The organism is Parageobacillus sp. G301 (assembly GCF_030268025.1).
Taxonomy (GTDB): domain Bacteria; phylum Bacillota; class Bacilli; order Bacillales; family Anoxybacillaceae; genus Parageobacillus_B; species Parageobacillus_B toebii.
This window is the reverse complement of sequence record NZ_BSDB01000001.1, coordinates 1,643,678-1,663,898: the sequence shown is the minus strand read 5'-3', so window position 1 is coordinate 1,663,898 and position 20,221 is coordinate 1,643,678. Positions and strand designations below refer to the sequence as shown.

The window sequence follows — 20,221 nt, the reverse complement described above, 5'->3', positions numbered from 1 at the left end:
TGGGGGAGAAGGAGATGGAAGTATATAATGTTCACCAAGCACTAAAAATTCTCCAACAACACTACATTACAGATTCGATTCAAATGGTTACTCGTTGGATTCGCGAAGGAAAAATTAGAGCGGAACGTTCCGAAAACAGAAAAGAGGGCTGGAGGATTCATCATGATGATCTGTTTGAATTTATTGAAGAACAAAGACCAGGACTGCCTGAGATTATGAGCGTGTATGAGTGGTATGTAGAGAATGCTTTTTCACCAATGGTGAATGGCAAATCTGAAAAAGGCGATACATTTAATTCAGAAAGAGTCAAATACGTGGACATCGATTCCGAAGAATTCATTGAACAGCTTAAGGAAGAGAAGAAACAATTAGAAAATCAACTCATTAACATGCAGGAGGAGTTGAATCTTGTTTATGGGAAAATTACTGAATTAACCAATGAAATTCAAAAACTGAAGGAAGAAAATGCTTTTTTAATCGAGTTATATGAGCAAATAGATGAGATGTATCAAGAATTAAAAAAGACAAATCAACAAGAAAGTAGCAATGAAACCTCAAAAAAGCTGAAAAGAAAGTTAAATAAAGCTATGTCTTTGGAAGATTTCAAAATGATTTTTACAGAAATAATTAATGAATATGAAAGTGAAACCGTAGACATCTTGCAACAAAAAGAGGAGCTGTTAACTAGCGAAATATATGAGTTATTCTTTAATAAAGATGAGCAGCTAAGAAATGAAATTATTTTGAATGAGGAGTATTGTTGTCCGTTGACAGGAAGGAAATATAAGAACTTAAAATCCATGATTAAAAATGCGATTTATACAAAGCTGGAGAAAGTAATAAATCAATCTGGAAAAACATTGTTGACGGACGAATCAACGCATTAATCTTTTTAATTACTTATTTTTGGAGTATATTTTGATTGATATTATTTGTGTTAAAATACATATGAATTTTAATTTTGTGTTTTGTTGGTGTTATTATTTTAAACAAGTGCGTTATTCATTAGCGCACTGAATGTTGCTAACAATATGCAGATTTTTAAGTAGCTGGCAGGAGGGGGGAATAGTCCCAACATGAATGAAAGAAAGTTAGATATAAAAATTCAGCAATGGAAGTCACGTTTGTTAGATTTAACAAAAAGAAATAGGTTGTTAAATTTTAAACCAAACAAATCATTTATTCGAATACATACCGATACGAATCAATTGTTCAATCTTTTACAGGAGTTTAAAAGTGTTAGGGTTAATTCTCTTGTAAATCTTGAAGAGGAAGCAAATAAATTAGTGGATAAATTAATTAAACAAAAAGATAAGAATTTAACTAAGGAAGAGATAAAACAAATAAAAGAAGAAAGTTTTATTAAAACAGTTAAAAAATTTGAAAATCAATTAAATAATATTAGACTAAAGGCGAAATCTTCAATTGATGAGAAGGGCGTTAATACTCTTTATTTAGCTTGTGGATTCCTATATTGGACTGAAGTAGATTATAGTAAGGATATACTTTGTTCTCCATTATTTTTAATTCCAATTTCTTTATATCGTGAGTCCTCGAAAGATCCATTTTATGTTCAAAAATTAGATGATGAAATTTTGTTGAATCCTGTATTAGAACAAAAGTTCAAACTTGATTACGGTATTGTTTTAACTCCAATAGACCAAGTAGACCAAAATTCTTTTGATGAATTGCTAAGTTACTATAAAAATGAATTAAAGTTAGAACCATCTTGGAAAATAACGAATGAAGCATATATTGGTTTATTTTCTTTTAGTAAATTAGTGATGTACAAGGATTTTGAGGAATATGAAGACTTAGTAAAATCAAATCAATTTGTACAGTCTTTAGCGGGTATTAAATTAGAGAAAGATGTGTGTAATAGTGAGAATATTGAATCGATTGTTGAATATGACAAAATTGCAAAATCTGAAGAGTCTTATCAGATATTAGACGCAGATTCTAGTCAACAAGAAGCTATTTTGGCTGCCAAAAATGAGGTAAGCTTTGTAATGCAAGGACCTCCTGGTACAGGAAAGAGCCAAACGATAGCAAATATTATTGCTGAATTTCTTGCAAAAGGTAAAAAAGTATTATTTGTAAGCGAAAAAAAAGCAGCTTTGGATGTTGTAAAGAAAAGACTCGATGAAAGAGGAATAGGGGATTACTGCTTAGATTTACACAATCATAATTCAAACAAAAAGTCAATTCTTGAAGAGTTAGCAAGAACATTATTATTAAAAACTTCACCATCTTATAGTTATAAATCTTTTATTGAATTTGATCAAATAAAGAAACATTTGAATAATTATGTAAATTCTTTACACACCAAGGTTTCATCGTTAAATGAAACTCCACAAAGAATACATGGAAAATTATCTGAGCTTTATGATCAACCTGATTTATTATTTGAAATACCTAACGTGGAGAACTTTGATCACTTTAAGTTAAACGAAATAAAAAATAAATTGCGTTTATTAGAGAGATTAAAACCACTTCTAAAAAGTAAAAATCATCATATATGGAACGGTACATTACTGAAGGAAACTAATTTCGATTTAGAAACTAAAATATCAACGAATTTTAGGGACTTATCAGAGCGTCTATCCCAGGTTTACGTTAGTTTAAGTAACCTAAGTAACAAAGTAGGGATAAAAGATAAAAAGATAAGCCTAAATTTATTAGATAAAGTTATTCAGATCGGGGAACTGTTAGAAAGAAAGCCTAATAAGTTACACAATAGTTGGTTTAATGATAAAGACAATCAAATGATAAATAAGGTTTTCAATCATTACAAATTACATGAAAGTTTATTTTCTTCATATTTTAAATTGAAGGAAGAATTACTCAAAGGTTATCATGAACAAATTTTACATGTAGATCTAGATGAGGTTAAAGAAATAATTTTTCCAAACCACAATGTAAAATTAGTAAATGATTATTCTCTATTCGTTAACAGATTATTAAGCAACGAAAGTGAAATCATAAAATGTATTGAGGAAATCGAAAACAGTTATGAAGGATTATTAGATACGAAGAAGAAACTTGAATCCATTGTTAAATTTGAATTGTTGTCTTTAAATCTTAGTCAAATTAACATTTTGGATAAAGTTTACAGTGTGATTGATGGCAATGTTAAACCTGCTGAAAAATGGTTTCACACAGAAAATAAAGAGGAAATTAGAAAGCTAATAAAAGAAAATAGAGAATTTTTTACCGAATTCAACGCTCAGTTAGAACAACTAAAAAGTTATTATAATCTTGACATTCTTAAAGAAGATTTAGAAGGTGTTTTAAATAGGTACATCGAGCAATATTCATCTATATTTCGTATTTTTAAAAGTGGTTACAAGCAGGATAGAAATCTGATTCGTTCTTATCAATTAAATGTACAACAAAAGAACAATTATGATCAGGTAATTAAAGACTTAAGAAACCTTATTCGTTTACGAAATATGCGAAATGAGATTAATGATAAAGATGAATTGCTTAAGGATTATTTAGGAATTAGTTACAAAAAGGAAAAAACAGATTGGGCTAGGTTAGAAGAATACATTGAAAAAATATTTGCGCTTTCTCATCATTTGAAACAAACAGACAATATGGAGAAAATGTTTCAATTTTTGTTAACGTTCGAAGAAGAGGATGTAGCGAATTTTTACGTCATTAAAGAACAATTAAAGAAACTAATTAGCAATATTAAAAACAATGTTGATAATTTGATGAAGTTATGTTCAATCGAAATTCCGAATATCAGAGAAGATACGGACATCCTAAGTTTTAACATTAACGAGCTTAAGGAGCTAATTTTAAAAATAATTTATGCAAAAAACAAAATTAGTCAATATGTCAAGAAATCTAATCCTATAACGACAGAAGATTTAAAAAAGCTGTTTGATTTAGTAAATAATATTAAACAGAAAGAAAGCGAAATCAATTATTTATCAGATACCCTTTATAAATATTATGGCAATTTGTATCACGGATATGAAACCAACTGGGATTATATAGAAGAAGCAATAATATGGGCGATGGAAGCTTATCAATTATTTTCTGGAGATTTTCCACAATGGTTTGTGGAATTATTGAAGAATCATGAGGCAGAAGATTATTTTATCAGTACATGTAAATCATTAAACAATAGCAAAAAATGTTTACTCCAAGGTTTAGATTTCTATAAGGAGATTGTTTCAATATCAGAGAGAAAATTTGATGGTGAAACGCTTAATAGTGCTGGTATCGATAAAGTTGCTGACACAATAAGACTAATGTCCGAACAAACATCAAAGTTAGGGGAATGGATTAAACTTCAAAAAATTTTAGATGAATCATATGAGTTGGGGTTAAAGGAATTTTTGGAAAAGGCTGAATTAATGAATTATGAATTATCATTTGAGCATGTATTTATGAAAAGGTTTTATAAGCTTTGGTTAGATTATGCATACAATAAGATGCCAATTTTAAAAGAGTTTCAAATTACTCAGCATAATAAAATGATTGAAGATTTTAAACAACATGACTTAAAACAAATCGAAATTAATAGTTCAAGAGTACATGAGCTTCTAACTCGGAATAAAGAATTTTACATTGAAAACATCGCGTACAAAACAGCTGAAATAGCTATACTGAGAAGAGAAATTCAAAAACAGAAGCGCCATAAACCAATTCGAAGACTTTTTGCCGAAATTCCCGAGTTATTATTAACTTTAAAGCCTTGTATGATGATGAGCCCATTATCAGTTAGTCAATTTATTGATCCAAATAAGTTAAAATTCGATTTAATCATTTTTGATGAGGCATCACAGCTGAGACCGGAAGATGCAATAGGCTCATTGATAAGGGGAAAACAAGTTATTATTGCTGGAGACGATAAACAGTTACCTCCGACTTCTTTCTTTTCACAGCAAATTGAAATAGATGATGAATTTATTGACGAAGAAGATGGGGATCTTTATGAAAATTTTGAAAGTATTTTGGATGAGTGTTTGCTGTTTATGCCACAAATATCATTAAAATGGCACTATCGTAGTAAACAAGAATCTCTAATTGCTTTTTCAAATAGGGAAATTTACAATAACGAATTATATACTTTCCCTAATTCAATACAAGGAGAACATGACGGAGTATCGCTAGTTTATGTGGAAGATGGAGTGTATGATCGAGGACGTTCAAATCGAAATATTAAGGAAGCTGAAAAAGTCGCACAATTAGTTTTTGAACATATAAAACGTTCTCCAGAACGTTCGTTAGGTGTAATAGCATTTAGCGAGAAACAACAAGAAGTAATTAGAGATAAGATTGATGAAATGAGGGAGAAACATCCAGAATTTGAACAATTTTTTAGTGAAGAATATTTTGAGCCGTTCTTTGTAAAAAATCTAGAAAATGTTCAAGGCGACGAAAGAGATACAATTATAATTAGCATTGGTTATGGGAAAGACGAAAATGGAGTTTTGCATTATAATTTTGGTCCATTAAATAAAGATGGAGGAGAAAGAAGATTGAATGTTGCCATAACACGGGCTAGAAAGGAAATAAAGGTTGTATCGAGCATTCTTGATATTGATTTGGACGACAGTAAACTAAAGAAACGTGGACCAAGATTGTTAAAAGCATACTTAGCTTTTGCTAGAAATAAAGGAAATTTTATTTATAGTACCGAAGTGAATAATGCGGATTTTGATTCTCCGTTTGAAGAGGACGTTTATAATATGTTGCAAAAGAGGGGACTTGAACTTCGGAAACAAGTAGGTTGTTCTGGTTACAGAATAGACATTGCAGTAGTTGATCCTGAAAAACCAGGTAGATATATACTGGGGATTGAATGTGACGGTGCAATGTATCATTCGTCTAAAACTGCAAGAGACAGGGATAGACTAAGACAGAGTGTATTGGAGTCACTAGGATGGAAGATAGTTAGAATCTGGTCACAGGACTGGGTAAAGCGTAAAAAGGAAATTACAGATGAAATTGTTAAGCTGGTAAAAGAAATAATGAACCAACAGGTTATTAAAGAGGATAATTGATAAAAATATTTCTTACTGATACTGAAAATTTAACCTTCTTTGTTTTTAGGATAAAAATAAACAAAAGAGCCTTGGCTTTTTCCAAGGCTCTTTTGTTATTTGATGAAACGAAGATCATGAATTAAAAAATCTTTTTTCATCGGACAGTTAGGAGTGTAAAGAAATTCAGCTAACGATTGTTGTTGGATTTCGTTTACCATTTCTCCTCTAAAGAAAGCGATCGCTTCTTTATCATTTGTTGTTAATTTTAAATGTTCTTTGTTTTTCCCGAATGCTTGAAACTGCTTGATTGCCAACGGTGAGCAGTAAAACAACGGCTTTGGAAATGACATTCCGAACGGTTCTAACGCGCTTAAGTCATCAAAAATATGCATAGGGAACTTATGTAAGGGAATTGTACTAATATATTTTAATTTTGGATTTAGCGGCGGTTCGTCTAAGGCTGCTAGTTGAATCGCTTCTTTAAAAGCATGGATATGATCGAAATCGAGTTGAATCGAAAAACCAGCAGCGGCTCGATGACCACCGTATTTGGTTAGGAAATGTGAGCATTTCTTAATCACATTAATAATGGAAAAATCTGTACTATTTACACTTCTGGCAGAACCGGCTCCTGTCGAGGAAATCACAACCGCTGGCTTTTTGAATTTATTGGCTATTTTTGCGGCAATGAGACCGATAATACCGCTGTGAAAGTCATCGCAAACGACAATCACATTTTGTTTGTACCACTGGTTTTGAATAATTTGTTCCTCAATACGTTGAAATTGTTCTTTTGTCATTTGTTGCCGCTTTTTATTTAAAGTAATTAATGCGTAAAGATCTGCTTTTGTACATGAAGGATTGATTAGAATATCGACAGCTTGGTTTGGATCATCAATTCGTCCCGACGAGTTAAAAATCGGTCCAATTTGAAAGCTAATGGTGGAACTATCGACATATTTAATTCGTAACATCTCAAAGAGTTTTTTTAATACAGGGGTTGGTGTATAGTTCATTTTCTGCAATCCAAGTTTACAAATAATACGATTTTCTCCTTTGAGAGGCATTAGATCCGCAATCGTACCTAACGTCGCAAACTCAATAAATTCGTAAACATGTTTATCCCATGGAATTTTTCCTGCCATAAATAGTGCTTGCACAACTTTTAAAGCGACTCCTGCACCTGCGAGATGTCGGAAAGGATAAGTGTTGTCATGACGCTTTGGATTAATAAACGCATAACAGTCGGGATGCGGACCTAAAACTTCGTGATGATCCGTAACAATGACATCTATTCCTCTTCTTTTTGCCACTTCCATTGCAGGGTGGGCACTTGATCCATTGTCTACTGTAATAATTAAAGAGACATCTTCCGGAACTTTTTCCATTGCTTTCGGTGACAAACCGTACCCTTCACTGCGAAGCGGCAATCGATAATGGACATCTGCTTTAAATTTCTTTAAAGCTTTGTACAGGATAGCCGTTGCTGTCATTCCATCTACATCATAATCACCATAAATCAGAATTTTTTCTTTTTGTATCAAAGCTTTAATAATGCGTATAATCGCTTTTTTCATGTCATTCATGAGAAATGGATCATGAAAATCATCTATAGTCGGAAATAAGAATCGTGATACTTTTTCGCAATTGTCGATGCCGTGAATAAACAAATGGTGCATCAGTACAGGTTCGATATCAAACTGTCTTGCCATATAGGTGATCAAAGCTTTATTGGGATGTTTTTCTAATGGTGTATCAAACGGTATCCAATCCATACTTACCGTCCTCTCGTTGGTGTCATTTGTAAAACCAAGCATATCTTTTGGCTTGAAAAATGTTTAATGTTTGAAAAAATCGGTCGGATGGGATGTTTTTTGTTCCGTAGTATTCTTGGTAAAAGCGCAAAAGGTACTCTGGAGGACGGTTATATGTTAAATACTCTCTGTAAAGATCGATTGGTATTGGGAATGCGTTTTCGTATTCAATTCCTCCTTTTGACAACACAAAATACAACTCAAATGGCGTGTCGATTTCAAGCGAACTCATTACTTCTTTATAAAAAATGACACCCGAATTTTTGTAAGAGATCAGTTCTTTTTTTAGATGAAGCAGATTCTGAAATTGATTAGTATCGAGCAATTGGCGTAAGGTGATCGGTTTCATGCTGTCAACTCCATTTACTGAATGTTTAATACGATTTCAATATCCTTTTCATCAAGTAAAATCACTTTTTCAACAATCGTTTTAATTAATGATTTTGCTTCGGGGACTGGTAAAACATCGATTGCATCGATCACATTGTTTATTTTTTCTTTCACCATTGCCTCAAGCTTTTTTACATCCACTAAAGAAGCATTTTCCGCTTTTTGAGCTTCTGCAATGATTTGTTCCATCCGCTTTTTTTCTTCATTTAAATCCTCTAACTCAATGAGTCCTGCCGTGTACGCTTCCACTTTTCGTTTATAACGGTTTTTGGCGGCTCGAATTTTTTGCTCGATTGTGCTCTCTTCGTTTTCAGCAGCCTTTTGAATAAGATGAGGAATCATTTGGGTGTTAATCGAATCGGCTAACTTTAATAACCCATGTTTAAACCATGACTCCACATCGTCAGCGCGGTACTGTTTGCTTGTACACGTTCCTTTGTTTTTGTTAGCGGAACAACGATAAACACGATAGCGATTTTTCGGTGAACCTGACCAACCAATGCTCATTCCTGAACCACATCTGCCGCATTTTAATAGTCCACCAAGTAAATGCGGACTTGTTTGTGCTCGAGGTGCCATTTGTTTTTTATTTACTCTTTTTTGTACTTGTTCCCATGTAGCTTGATCAATAATAGCTTGACAAGCGTCTTCAAGGACAACCCAATCAGTGTCATCTTTTTCTACCCGCTTCGATTTGCTGGAGTCGATACGGTTCCAAACTAAGGTTCCTTTGTATACGGGATTCGTAAGCATTCGTTTAATAGCCCGAATCGACCATTCCTTTTTTTGACGAGAAGGTATTCCTTCTTCATTTAGCTTTTTAGCAATCGCATAGTAGCCGAGCCCTTGATTGAGATACCAATCATAAACTTTTCGAACGATTTGTGCTTCCGGTTCATAAATAACTAATTCTTTATTCTGTAGTCGATAGCCATAAGGGCTTTGTGTTAACCATTTTCCTTGTCTGGCTGCGTGCAGCATGTTTTCAAAAACACGTTCCCGAATTCGTTCCCGTTCAAACTCAGCAACCGCACCTAAAACCTGTAAGGTGAGACGACCGGATGGAGTATTGGTGTCAAACGATTCGCTAATCGAAATAAATGAAACGTTATATTCTTGGAACGTATCAATTAATTTCAAAAGATCCAATAATCGCCTGCTCAAACGGTCCAATTTCGTGACTAATATTTTTGAAATCGTCCCTTTTTTTACTTCCTTTAATAAACGATTTAACTCCGGACGATCAAGATTTTTAGCAGAATAACCGTCATCTATAAAAAGTAGAGGTTCTTCACTCCATCCCATAGCTCGACAGTATGCTTTTAGCCGTTCTTGTTGTTCATCGAGTGAAACCCCTTCCCGAGCTTGTTCATCCGTTGAAACGCGGCAATATAAAGCAATTGATCTTTCTTGAAAAGTGCCTTTCATACATACTGCCTCCAACTCTGTTTGTCCATATCCCATATATATGTTTGGATGAAGCAAACAATGAGTTTGAACGATTAACAGGGTTGTCCTATCCCATTCTTCGCATATGTATGAGCAAAGGGGGAATACCGATGGAAGATGTGAAAGTCCGCTTCTCCGTAAATAGCAGTTTAGGAAAATTTTCATTTGACGACATCCACGATCTTCATAGCCACCCTGTTGCTCAAATGATCCAAGAAAAAATGGTTGCATGGGAACAGAAGTTTAAGGGAAGCGCAATTCATCACTTATTGCATAAAGAAATCGGTCAGGAACAAGCCAAACAGATTCAAGTTGCCTTCCAACAAAAAGAGAGCCAACCGGTCGATGGTTAGGCTCTCCTTTTTTGTTAATTTTATTCATTATTATGAACAGGTGTTTATTATTATGAATAAAATTACCAAAATTTGTTCATCATAAAATTAGCGAGTGGAGTTTTCATTCAAAAACAAATGAACTCCTCGCTCCAGTGTGGAAAGGAGGTAATCAGCAATTTCTGGGTGCTTTTGTTCCAATTCCTTTAGTTGTCGCATGACATGTTGGATCCGAATATCGAATTCGCTATCAGTGGAATGTGTTGTTTCAACAGGAAGGAGTGAGAGTTCTTCTTGAAGTTTTTCGAGAAGTGAAAGCTGAATGGTGTCTGTTTTACCCGTTTCTAAATTGCTGAGATAAGCGGGAGAAACATTTAAACGTTCAGCGAAAGCATTTAAACTGATTCCTTTTTGTTTTCTTAGCACACGAATTCGTTCTCCTATATGTTGCAACATATTCGAATTCCTCCGTAAAAATGGCTAGACGCATGTATTTTCAAAGAAATACAAGTTTGGTTAGAAACAAAGGCTTTATTGTATTTCAACATTCATCCAAAAAAATCCTGTTTGTAAGCTTAAGTTTTAGGAAAACATCATAAATTTTTTGAGGAGAGATAGGAATGAAAGGAAAAATCCCAAAAGTAACTTGCCAAGTCGTTTCTATTCAATATGTTCATGATCCAGAGGCAGCGGAAAAGTGGTTTGACTTGTACACAGATATTATTTTGAAGCAAATACAGAACAGACAAGAAACGGAAAGGGAGTTGGAGGTGTTGGATGATTGAAAACGGTTGCTTATTACCGCAACTCGATTAGCAAAGAAAAGCAGAAGCTATCTATCGAAATGCAAATGCAGCATGTGCGTGAGGTAGCAACAAAAAATCATTTATTGATCGATGATGAGTTTATGGATCGAGAAACGTCCGCCAGAAAAAAGAAAATGGAAGAGAGAAAGGGCATGGCGCAGCTAATGGAGGAAATAAAAAAGGGGCGGGTAAAAAATTTAATTGTGTACAGCCGTTGCCGTTTGGCACGGAATGTACAACAGTATATGAGTTTATATGATTTACTAAGGCAGCATAAGGTAAATGTCATTTTCGCAGCGGACTTTGAATTTCCTATGATGTATACGGCGGAGGCTGAATTAATTGAACGGATTGTCGCCGCCATGAACCAGGAAGATGCTGAAAAATTGGTTCAAAAATTGCAAGATTCTAAAGTAACTGTAGCAAGAGAAGGAAAACATGCTGGGGGACGTATTCCATTTGGGTATCGATCACCCCGAGAGGATCCTGAAGAGGATAAGGAGGAGTCTGATTGGATTTTAGTTGAAGAGGAAGTAAAGACAATCCAAAAAGTTTATGATTTATTTTTGCAAGAAGATTTTAGTTCCCTCACAAAATTTGTAAAGATAGTAAACGAATTGGGACTGCGCTTTAAAGATAATAAGGAATGGAGCTATTCTAATATGCAAAACGTTCTTACAAACCCTATTTACAAAGGAAAAAGAATATCTCACATAAAGGGAGAAGAAATTGAAAAAGATGTGCCGCATCTTAAGATTGTCGATGAAACAGTATGGGAAAACGTTCAAAAGAAAATGAGTAAGGTTGTAAAGAGACGCAAAAAATCAAAAGAAAATCAAATAGAAAACCATGTATTTTTATTAAAAGAACTTGTTTATTGTGATGAATGTAATCAAGTAATGCATGGCAAGCCACATCAATTAAAGGGTGAAACGTTTTTAGTGTATAAATGTAAAAACCATTCCAAAGTGCGAGCATCAAAAGATTGGTTAGAAAACACAGTTATTGAACATGCGAATGAGTTCTTTAACCAAATTATTCATACGCAATTTGCGGAGGTTATTGAGAAAATATACAAGGGAGAAACGAAGGGATATATCGAAGCCATTAAGCAAATTGATCGTGAACTTAAACAGTTAGAGGAAAGAATGGTGCAGAGAGTGGAGCACGCTCTGGCAAAGGAAGAAGAACTTCAATTAGACAAGTCGATATTACAGATGTTAAAGAAATATGAACAAAGCTTGTTTGTTAAATCCGAATTAGAATACAGGATTTTCGAAATGAACGAAAAGTTTAAGACGATACATGATTGGAAACAGGAATCATCGTTGAAAATGATTGATCCGGACATGGAAGACGATCAAAAAATAGAATTGCTGCAGGACATTATCTCTCGTGTTCGGGTCAGTAAAGAGAAAATTGAAATTATTTTCCGTCATCCGTTATTTACAGGATTGGAGGGAAGGGAAGAAATTGGACTTATCTAAGATTTTGACTCCCGGCATGAAAGGGGTTTTTTATGGTCGGCATTCCACGCATAAGCAGACAATGGAAACACAGCGTCGTAGCGCCTATGATTTAGCCGAAAAATATCAATGTACGATTGTGGAAGAAATTCTGGACGAGGGGGTGTCTTCACGAAAAAAAGATCGTGAAGGATATAAGCGATTGATTGCTGCTGCTTATGAAAAGAAATTTGACTTCGTTATTATCTATTCACATTCCCGCATTGCACGCATACCTGAAGAACATGATCTGATTCGTGCAACGATGCATATATTAGATATCCCAATCATCGAAAGTGAAACAGAAAGTTTATATGATTTTGGCGATACCATTTTTAGAGCGATTAAAGATGGAGTAGCCAAATATGAGCTGGATAAAATCCGGATCAATACAAAAAATGCAATTGAAACGTTGGCGAAAAATGGACGATGGACAGGTGGCAGAGCTCCGTTTGGGTATCAGTATACTTCCAAAAAGGAAGGAGGAACCGAAAAGTTTGATATAGTGGAAGCTGAAATAGAATTGGTGAAAAAAGTGTTTGAGTTATATAAAAATCATCATGGTTTTTCATCTATTGCCCAACAGCTTCCTGAAAACAGTTATCGTGGAAAAGCATGGACTAAAGACCACGTGAAAAACATCATTACGAATCCCTTTTATGCAGGTTATATCGCAATCAGAAGAAAACACGAAAAGAAACACAATGCGTTAAAAGACAGAAGTGAGTGGATAATGAAAAAAAGTCCACTTATTCCGGCGGTTTTAACGATTGAAGAATGGGAGTATTGCTGGAATCTATACAAAACAAAGAACGAGAGAAAAATTCCACCGAAACACTTTAAAACATCTTTTCTGTTAACAGGTTTGTTAAAGTGCCAAAATTGTAATGGGGGTTTAATTGGAAAAGATCAGCGAACGACAAGCAACCAGGGAAAAGTATATGGAAAGAAAGTGTATTTATGCAAATCATGCAATTATAAAATAGATGCAGATGATGCACATCAAACGGTATTAAAAGTATTCAAAAGTTATCAAGGTATAGATACGGAGAAACTGATCTCGGCTGTTCAGGAAAAAGTGGAAACAGAAATTAGCAGCATCATGAAAAGTATTGAGGATTTAAAAGTGTCATGGCAAACAGAAAAACGAAAACTCCAGCTTTGCGATATTGAAATTGAAAAAGCCTTTAAAAGGAAGGAAGAAAAGGAACCTCACATCAAAATATTGATCATTACAAAAGATCGGATCCTAAACAAAGTTCATCAAATTGAACGTTGGATTGAGGAAAAAGAGGCAAAAATGAAATTCTTAGAAGAGGTTCAAAAAAACGAAAATTTAATTAAAGATCATTTAAAACAATTTCAGGCGCCTGATTCTAGCTGCAATGAAGATATGCGAGCATTGTTCCTGTATTTATTTGAAGAAATCATGGTTAATAAAAAAGGACATTTGCAATGTAAACTACGCTTCAATTTAGATGATAAATGATACAAAAATCTCCTCATTTGCAGGAGATTTTTTTATTTATGTAATAACATATCTCGGTGATTAGGTGCATATATTGGTAGGTAAAGCAATTTTTCTCGGTAATTAAGGGTAGGACCCGATCGGAATTAACCCCAAATTACCGATATTGATACGACTGAAATTCAAGAAAAACCTTTGATTTCAAGGGACAAGCTGAGGTTTGTCCTAATTTTATTATGGACAAGAAAGTCCTTTTTTAACAGTTCTCGGTTATTTGGATAGAGGAGATTTGGAAACTCGGTAATTAGGTTGGTTAAGTATTACTGTTACATCTTATCGATCCAATGTCAAAGATGATTAGACCAACTGCGTTGAAGAATATGTTAGTGCAATACCGTGTCAATGCTTAAAACTGAATAATGAGAATTAGAAAAAGAAATCGAAACTAAACAACAAGATCCAATTCTATTCTCATTACAACTTTAAACAAGGAGGAGAGAACTTCCTTGTTTTTTAGCGACTAAAATAAAGTTACATCACTAATGTTATGATCATAAATTTACCTTGATTCAAAATTAGATTAGGCGAACAAGCAAAATTGTTCGGTTTTGGAGTAGTAACAAGGAAAATCTAAGAATTTGCAGTTCGGTAAGGAGATAGTTCAGTGATCCCTCAACTATCCCTTTGCCGAACTAAGTGGGACAAAAAGAAGGCTTGTCCCCTTTGGTATCAAGGAGTTTCGAACTCTTTGTAATTTCGTGAATTCACGTTCGTGATCGGAAGTTCGGTGTCGGGGGAGTAATGGAAGTAAAGGAGTTCGGTAATGTAGTGTTTACTCTAGTAAATTTATGTATGTAATCTTGGCTTATTTTATTAGTCTAGGTAAATATTACTTTTTTTTCTAAATGAGTTTATAATTACTGTTAGTTAGAGGTTGAATTTTTGAGGAGGGAAAGACGATGAATTCTCCATACATTTCGAGGGTAAAAATAAAGAATTTTAGAAATTTCCAAAGTGTAGATATTTCTTTAAGTCATAAACAAGTCATTATTGGTGAAAATAATGTAGGGAAAACCAATTTTTTAAAAGCAATTCAGCTAATATTAGACCCAACACTATCCGATGAAGATCGTTATTTGACTGAATCAGATTTTTATGAGGGTATCGAAAATCCTATGGAAAAAGGTGAAGAAATTGAAATAGTTATAGAAATTCGTGGGTTCGAACATAACAAAAATATATTGTCGGTTTTATCAGATGCTACTGTTTCTGATGATCCACCAACATTAAGATTGACTTACCGCTATTATCCAGTTGAAAAAGAGGATGGAACTAAAGATTATGAATACATCATTTTTCAAGGAGATAAACCTGATAAAATTTTCAAACATAGCCATCGAAAATATCTTAATATGAGAATTATTAATGCAATTCGTGATGTGGAGAGCGAATTGAGAAATTCACGAAAATCTCCTATTAACCAGCTACTTAAACAATATGAAATTGACAAAACAGAACTTAAAGAGCTTGCTGAGAAGCTTAAACAGAAAAGTGATGAAGTTTTAACATTAGATGAAATAAAAGATTTAACTAATAAAATTAATACACGGTTCAAAAAAATTATTGGTGTTCAACCAGATTCAATTGTATCGTTGGAAACGATTGATATCGATCCAAATCGCATTTTAAATACCCTTAAACTAATGATGGGAGATAAAAAAAGACCTACAAGCGAGACTAGTTTAGGAATAAACAATATATTGTATATTGCATTAATTCTTTTGCAATTAGAGGATAGAACAATACCAACGTTTTTAAAAAAAGAAAAATTTGAAGAACTATCCAAAAAAGAGGGAAGAGAAATCCTTATTTCTTCTTACGAAGAAAATGGGAACGGCAATTATTTTTTAAAAAGTGACTTATCGAATGATGAGATAAAACAACTATATTCTTTTATGGATACATATAACCCGGTTAATCAAGGATTTACCATTTTAGCTATTGAAGAGCCAGAAGCACATCTTCACCCTACATTACAGAGAATTATCTACAAGGACGTTATGCATGGAAATTCTTCGGTTCTTATGACGACACATTCACCACATATTACTTCAGTTGCTCCGATTGACTCAATTGTACATATGCGCTGGACAAGTAGTGGAACAAAAGTTTATACCAGTTCAAATATTAACCTTACTTCCTTAGAAAAAAGGGATCTTGAGAGATACCTTGATGTTAAACGTGGCGAAATATATTTTGGTAAAGGTGTTATATTAGTTGAGGGGATTGCGGAAGAGTATTTAATACCGAGATTTGCTGAATTAATGGGAAAACCTTTAGATCAAAAAGGAATTGTAGTATGTAACATTAACTGTACTAATTTTAAACCTTATGTGAAATTTTTGGATGTATTAGGAATCCCTTATGTTGTAATTACAGACGGTGATTATTATGTAATGAAGGAAGATGCAAAAAAAGAATATCATGTTTTACATGATGGAAGTCATAAGTCCTATGGATTTTTAGGGCTTGAGAAAATTTCTGAATTAATCATAGATTTACAAAAGATTGAACAAAGTCAACTCCCTTCTTGCTTAAAAAAACAAAGGGATGCATTTAGCGAGAAAGGATTTTTTGTTGGAAACTACACTTTAGAAGTAGATATTATGGAGAAAAGTCAAAGTAATCAAGATGCTAAGAAAATAATCTGTGAAGTATTTAATGAGTTGACTACTGGTGGCGATAAACAAAAAAGAAACTTTGCAGAAGAGTTAGATCAAGGAGAGTATTTTAAATGCTTAAGAAAAATTGAAGATAATATTGGAAAAGGGCGTTTTGCACAACGGTTATCTAGTATATGTATAAAGGAACAAATTCCAGATTATATAAAGAACGCAATTGATGAAATTTATAAAAGAGTGAGTGAGATTTAACAATGGATTTATTTAAGGAAAAACTGAATCAAATTAAAAAAGATAAAGATCAATACGAAGCTTTTTTATCAGAAAATAATACTGTCGTTATTGCAGGACCAGGTAGTGGCAAGACAACAGTATTGACTTTAAAAATAATGAAATTATTAATGGAAGAAATTAAACCTCCGCGAGGATTAGCTTGCGTTACATTCAGTAGGGCAGCTGCAAAAGAATTCAAAGATCGCTTAAATGACTTAGGATATCAGAAACGAGAGAATGTTTTTTTGGGTACAGTCCATTCGTTCTGTATTTCGGAAATTATTTCTCCGTTCGCTCACTTATACAATTACGATATACCATTACCTATAAAGATTGTAGCTGAAAAAAAGAAGAAATCTCTTTTTAAAAAAATAATTCAGGACTTTCAATTAGAAAACACAAATATAAGAATTGAAGATATGGACAAGGAAAGAACACTTAACATAAAAGGGATTAGTGAGGTGGAAATTCCTACATATGATCTCGCTTTAAAAGTGGCTATTGAGTATGAAAAACGTCTTCATGCTGAAGGTTTTGTTGATTTTGTTGACATTGTAAAATATGCCACCTTACTAATTCAAAATCATGAATATGTAAGAAGGTGTTTGGAAGCAAAATTTCCTTGGATACTAATTGATGAGTATCAAGATCTTGGAAAACCACTTCATGAGATGGTACTTTCCCTGTTGAAGAATACAAATATAAAATTCTTTGCGGTAGGGGATCCTGATCAATCTATACATAGTTATAATGGAGCAATTCCTGATTACTTAAATGAATTATATGGTTTACCAAATATCAATAAAGTGAGATTGAAAACTAATTATAGAAGTAATCAAGATATTATTGATGCTTCAGAATTAGCACTTGGAGATAAGCGAGAGTATAAGGCTGGAGCAAGGTTAAACGAAAATGCCGAATTTCATTTTATTACATGTGAAGAAGAAATGTATGATCAATATGTTAAAGTTGCAAAAGAAATAATCCCTTCCTGCATGAAAGCTGGAATACCTTTAGAGGAAATAGCGATTATGGTTGGTTATAATAACCAAGCAAAAGAGCTTGGAGCTATTCTGAGTCGCGAGGGAATTCCGTATTATATAACAAAGTTTGAATTTCAACGGACTGATGTAGTTATGTGGCTAGAACGTTGCGCTTTATGGTGTATAGATAAAAGCAAAGAATCATTCGATGATTTAGTTGAATTTTGGATTCATCTTAATAGACAGCATCAGAAATTTATCATTACAAATGAATTGATTTTTTTTAGAAGAAAATTATTTGATGTTTTAACTTCAAGCATAAAGCACAACCATTGCTTAAGCAAATGGTTAACATTTGTGATTCATAACCTTGAACTGTTATCGCTCTTAAAAGATTCTCATATTTATCCTGATGAAGTTGATAATCTAAAGCAATTAATCAAAACATCTACTAAAGGTGAATTCTCTAATTACAATTTGGATAAATTTAGTAAATTGGGAAAGCCGGAAGATCAGGTGACTATTACTACAAGGCATGGCTCAAAAGGATTGGAATTTGAGGTGGTTATTTTGTTGGGGATGGAGGATGATCACTTTCCGTCATATAAAAATAAACGAGATCCAAGGAAATTAAGCGAAGACCGCAGAGTGTTTTTTGTTTGTATCAGTCGAGCAAAACGAGTTTGTTATCTTTTAAGATCTAAAAAATATACAAAGGAAACTCAATACGGAATAAAGACATTTAATTATAAGCCTTCTGAATTTTGGGAGATATTGTATTCCAAATATGGTGAAAAAGTTCCTAGTTCGTAGGTTTATCTTAATTTTTTTTGTACGCTGAATAGATATTTTGTCATCTAAGTATTTTACTTTTATTTGTTATAGTTAAAAAAACAGCAAACGTTGTCTTTGGTCATTGGCTCACTTGTCTTCCAAATTAATGTTTGTAATGGGGAGTTTGGTGATAACGGATTTATTTTTAATAAATTTATGCTTGTAAAATTAATTAAATCTAATTATTATGTTAAAATTTATACCGTCTTAATTTAGGGGGGGGTAAATGTATGATTAAAAATATATTGAAGGAAGTAGAAAGTTCTAGATGTTCTACATATTTATCAACAGAGAATCAAGAAAGTTTAAAAAAAATTGTTTCGGATACAACAATGTTAAATGTGCTAGAAAAAATTTCAGTAGATAATGACTTGACTAGGATAGTTGATAAGATTATAAATGACAGAAATTTTAATGAAATAGTAAAACAAGCAGATTTAGTAAAAGATGAATATAGACCAATTCATAAACAAACCCTTACTAAAGATATGATTCTAGAAAGAATTATTCGTTTTATTAACTGTTCTTTACAAACAGATGAAGTTAATGACCCAATGGTACCTACTGAATATAAGCATCCATTAGTTTCTGGACAGGTTGTCAAAGTATTATTTTCTGGGGTTGGAAGTGAAATCGATAATGAGCATTTTGCTATAGTGTGGGAGACTAAGTCCAATCGAGATCAAGTTGTAGTTATTCCTACTACGAGTCTCAAACCAACGACAAGGGAAACTAAAAACTTTTTTAATATCGGTAAGATTCCTCCATTTAGTAAACAGACAGTAGTGAGTCTTGAACAGTTAACCTGTGTAAGCCGGAAAAGAATAGTGGAATACCTTTTTAATGACGGAAGGGGTAATATGGTACAGGCAATAATAAACCAAGATCAAAGGCGCAGAATTGAAGATGGATTCAGGGTAACCCTGTTAAGACAAAAAACACTTTTAGACGAGTTAATTAATCAGAGAAAAGATTATGTACCTGAATTTATCAATTACAGTGTACAAGTAAAACATTTACATCGACCAATAAGAAATGTGAGTTTTGACAGTTCTAAACTTATTACAAAATATCAATTATTTAATGACCTTAATCAATATGAAATAAAATGGCATAGAACAAAGTTAAATAGGAGTGACAGAAAAAAAATGTTGAAGTCTTGGGCATATTCAATAGCAGAGATTGATCCAATTAGTAAATCGGTTATTAAGGATCGAGATACAAAACAACAAGAGCTCTACAGACAACTTTTGGGTACAAAAATAATTTAAAAAATGTTGACATTCAGTAATTAATGTTATAAGATTTAAGTAGAAATAACTCTGCTGGTGGATCCGGCATAAAATATTACATAATTTTAGCCTGTGGATCGGGTAACTAAAAACTAAAAGGGACTCATTTTTGAGTCCTTTTTAGTTTATTATTATGTCTTCATCAAAAAAATCCTTGTCTGAAACTTCATTTATATAGAAATTTAAGGTGTTTCCACAATGTGAACATCTGTTTTTGTATCGGTTATTCAATAATTGGATAGTTTTTTGAGCTGCATCTAAAGAAAGTGCCTGAACAACAAATTTATACTTATTATTAGCACAGTTGATATTTCCACAGCCAACAACGATGTTATATCTTGACATCTTGAATACCCCTCTTTTATTTATTATTTACTTTACCTCTTATT

At 33.1% G+C, this 20,221-nt stretch carries 14 protein-coding genes; 9 read left to right on the top strand and 5 right to left on the bottom strand.

Annotated features, from left to right (window positions below):
* The first annotated feature begins 14 nt into the window (after window positions 1-14).
* A complete protein-coding gene (locus tag QSJ37_RS08450) occupies window positions 15-887 on the top strand; it encodes a helix-turn-helix domain-containing protein (RefSeq protein ID WP_285754674.1) in 873 nt (290 codons plus the stop codon).
* 189 nt (window positions 888-1,076) lie between these two features.
* Window positions 1,077-6,023 carry a DUF4011 domain-containing protein gene (locus QSJ37_RS08445; protein WP_285754673.1) on the top strand — a complete coding sequence of 1,649 codons (4,947 nt, stop codon included), beginning with the start codon at window positions 1,077-1,079 and terminating at the stop codon, window positions 6,021-6,023.
* Between the two features lie 95 nt (window positions 6,024-6,118).
* On the opposite strand, the gene recJ is transcribed toward QSJ37_RS08445, so the two are convergent.
* The 3 genes from recJ to QSJ37_RS08430 are packed head-to-tail and all read right to left on the bottom strand — an operon-like array spanning window position 6,119 to window position 9,637.
* Complete coding sequence (gene recJ / locus QSJ37_RS08440; protein ID WP_285754672.1) at window positions 6,119-7,780, bottom strand: single-stranded-DNA-specific exonuclease RecJ; 1,662 nt, start codon at window positions 7,778-7,780, stop codon at window positions 6,119-6,121.
* Window positions 7,781-7,802: 22 nt separating this feature from the next.
* On the bottom strand, window positions 7,803-8,168 hold the full coding sequence (locus tag QSJ37_RS08435; RefSeq protein WP_013877404.1) for a hypothetical protein: 366 nt from the start codon (window positions 8,166-8,168) through the stop codon (window positions 7,803-7,805).
* A 14-nt stretch (window positions 8,169-8,182) separates the two neighbouring features.
* Window positions 8,183-9,637 carry a recombinase family protein gene (locus tag QSJ37_RS08430; RefSeq protein ID WP_285754671.1) on the bottom strand — a complete coding sequence of 485 codons (1,455 nt, stop codon included), beginning with the start codon at window positions 9,635-9,637 and terminating at the stop codon, window positions 8,183-8,185.
* A 131-nt stretch (window positions 9,638-9,768) separates the two neighbouring features.
* On the opposite strand from QSJ37_RS08430, the gene QSJ37_RS08425 reads away from it, so the two are divergent.
* Window positions 9,769-10,011 carry a hypothetical protein gene (locus tag QSJ37_RS08425; RefSeq protein WP_025038995.1) on the top strand — a complete coding sequence of 81 codons (243 nt, stop codon included), beginning with the start codon at window positions 9,769-9,771 and terminating at the stop codon, window positions 10,009-10,011.
* A gap of 87 nt (window positions 10,012-10,098) precedes the next feature.
* On the opposite strand, the gene QSJ37_RS08420 is transcribed toward QSJ37_RS08425, so the two are convergent.
* Entirely contained in the window at window positions 10,099-10,446 is a 348-nt protein-coding gene (locus QSJ37_RS08420; RefSeq protein ID WP_020753785.1) for a helix-turn-helix domain-containing protein, read from the bottom strand.
* A gap of 164 nt (window positions 10,447-10,610) precedes the next feature.
* Here QSJ37_RS08420 and QSJ37_RS08415 point away from each other — a divergent pair, with 164 nt between their 5' ends.
* From QSJ37_RS08415 to QSJ37_RS08390, 6 genes are all read left to right on the top strand, one after another.
* Window positions 10,611-10,775 carry a hypothetical protein gene (locus QSJ37_RS08415; RefSeq protein WP_285754670.1) on the top strand — a complete coding sequence of 55 codons (165 nt, stop codon included), beginning with the start codon at window positions 10,611-10,613 and terminating at the stop codon, window positions 10,773-10,775.
* Window positions 10,772-12,283: a recombinase family protein gene (locus QSJ37_RS08410; protein WP_285754669.1), complete on the top strand. Its 1,512-nt coding sequence runs from the start codon at window positions 10,772-10,774 to the stop codon at window positions 12,281-12,283. Before QSJ37_RS08415 ends, QSJ37_RS08410 begins: the two co-directional genes overlap by 4 nt.
* Complete coding sequence (locus QSJ37_RS08405) at window positions 12,270-13,790, top strand: recombinase family protein (protein WP_285754668.1); 1,521 nt, start codon at window positions 12,270-12,272, stop codon at window positions 13,788-13,790. Before QSJ37_RS08410 ends, QSJ37_RS08405 begins: the two co-directional genes overlap by 14 nt.
* A 938-nt stretch (window positions 13,791-14,728) precedes the next feature.
* Window positions 14,729-16,702, top strand: coding sequence for an AAA family ATPase (locus tag QSJ37_RS08400; RefSeq protein ID WP_285754667.1), 1,974 nt, complete (start codon window positions 14,729-14,731; stop codon window positions 16,700-16,702).
* Between the two features lie 2 nt (window positions 16,703-16,704).
* Window positions 16,705-18,519 (top strand): ATP-dependent helicase, encoded by a 1,815-nt coding sequence (locus QSJ37_RS08395; protein WP_061912286.1) that lies wholly within the window; start codon window positions 16,705-16,707, stop codon window positions 18,517-18,519.
* Between the two features lie 251 nt (window positions 18,520-18,770).
* Entirely contained in the window at window positions 18,771-19,811 is a 1,041-nt protein-coding gene (locus tag QSJ37_RS08390) for a type II toxin-antitoxin system PemK/MazF family toxin (protein ID WP_061912285.1), read from the top strand.
* Between the two features lie 141 nt (window positions 19,812-19,952).
* Here the strand turns inward: QSJ37_RS08390 and QSJ37_RS08385 are convergent, their stop codons facing one another.
* The gene (locus QSJ37_RS08385; RefSeq protein ID WP_061912284.1) at window positions 19,953-20,177 is read right to left on the bottom strand and encodes a hypothetical protein; all 225 of its coding nucleotides are present in this window, start codon (window positions 20,175-20,177) and stop codon (window positions 19,953-19,955) included.
* Window positions 20,178-20,221 lie beyond the last annotated feature (44 nt).

Bases quoted from the DNA above. Each gene is read 5' to 3' on its own strand.
- QSJ37_RS08450 (WP_285754674.1), top strand. From the start codon at position 15: ATGGAAGTATATAATGTTCACCAAGCACTAAAAATTCTCCAACAACAC.
- QSJ37_RS08445 (WP_285754673.1), top strand. From the start codon at position 1,077: ATGAATGAAAGAAAGTTAGATATAAAAATTCAGCAATGGAAGTCACGT.
- recJ (WP_285754672.1), bottom strand. From the start codon at position 7,780: ATGGATTGGATACCGTTTGATACACCATTAGAAAAACATCCCAATAAA.
- QSJ37_RS08435 (WP_013877404.1), bottom strand. From the start codon at position 8,168: ATGAAACCGATCACCTTACGCCAATTGCTCGATACTAATCAATTTCAG.
- QSJ37_RS08430 (WP_285754671.1), bottom strand. From the start codon at position 9,637: ATGAAAGGCACTTTTCAAGAAAGATCAATTGCTTTATATTGCCGCGTT.
- QSJ37_RS08425 (WP_025038995.1), top strand. From the start codon at position 9,769: ATGGAAGATGTGAAAGTCCGCTTCTCCGTAAATAGCAGTTTAGGAAAA.
- QSJ37_RS08420 (WP_020753785.1), bottom strand. From the start codon at position 10,446: ATGTTGCAACATATAGGAGAACGAATTCGTGTGCTAAGAAAACAAAAA.
- QSJ37_RS08415 (WP_285754670.1), top strand. From the start codon at position 10,611: ATGAAAGGAAAAATCCCAAAAGTAACTTGCCAAGTCGTTTCTATTCAA.
- QSJ37_RS08400 (WP_285754667.1), top strand. From the start codon at position 14,729: ATGAATTCTCCATACATTTCGAGGGTAAAAATAAAGAATTTTAGAAAT.
- QSJ37_RS08395 (WP_061912286.1), top strand. From the start codon at position 16,705: ATGGATTTATTTAAGGAAAAACTGAATCAAATTAAAAAAGATAAAGAT.
- QSJ37_RS08390 (WP_061912285.1), top strand. From the start codon at position 18,771: ATGATTAAAAATATATTGAAGGAAGTAGAAAGTTCTAGATGTTCTACA.
- QSJ37_RS08385 (WP_061912284.1), bottom strand. From the start codon at position 20,177: ATGTCAAGATATAACATCGTTGTTGGCTGTGGAAATATCAACTGTGCT.